This is a genomic window from Oleiphilus sp. HI0125 (assembly GCF_001635355.1).
The window spans coordinates 1-681 of sequence record NZ_LWGF01000402.1; the positions used below are offsets into that span (position 1 = coordinate 1).

At 46.3% G+C, this 681-nt stretch carries 1 protein-coding gene; it reads left to right on the forward strand.

Going from position 1 to position 681, the window contains the following annotated elements; genetic code table 11:
- The coding region (locus A3762_RS05410; protein ID WP_068754433.1) for a sulfite exporter TauE/SafE family protein at positions 1 to 681 on the forward strand (681 nt) is incomplete at both ends.

Genomic DNA, 681 nt, shown 5'->3' on the forward strand with positions numbered 1-681 from the left:
TTTGTCTGCTTGCTGCACTGAGCTTATTTGTCGGATGCTGGATTCAGACTGCATTGGGCTTTGGAATGGCTGTGATTGCCGCACCTATTATTGTCATCCTTAACCCTTTATGGGTTCCCGTCGCACTCACCTTATGCGCGCTATTCTTGAGCGTTCTCAACACCTGGAATCAGCGCGAATACATCGAATATCGCGCCTTAGCGCTGCCTTTTGTTACAAGAATCCCCGGTACGATATTAGGTGCATGGTTACTACTTCAACTCGATATTTTTGCCCTTCAACTGTTTGTCGCCGGATGCGTTTTTGCGGCGGTAATCATTTCTTACTATGGCAAGCAGTTTGATTACACCCCAAGACGAATGGGGCTTGCAGCATTTATCAGTGGAATAATGGGAACGACGACGTCCATTGGTGGACCGCCTATGGCCTTAGTCATGCAGCACGGAAAGCCTCAAAACATACGCGCAAACCTGTCGATATATTTTGGTTATAGCTGCACAATCAGCATGATTTCCTACGCCTATATCGGCGTATTAAATCAGCAGCTACTAATAGAAAGTCTTAGTTTTTTGCCGGTATGCCTATTAGGTTTCGTACTTGGGGTAAAAGCGAGGCCATACATCGATGACAACAATCGATTCAGACCATTGCTGCTTAGCTTATGCGCGATCGCAGCACTTA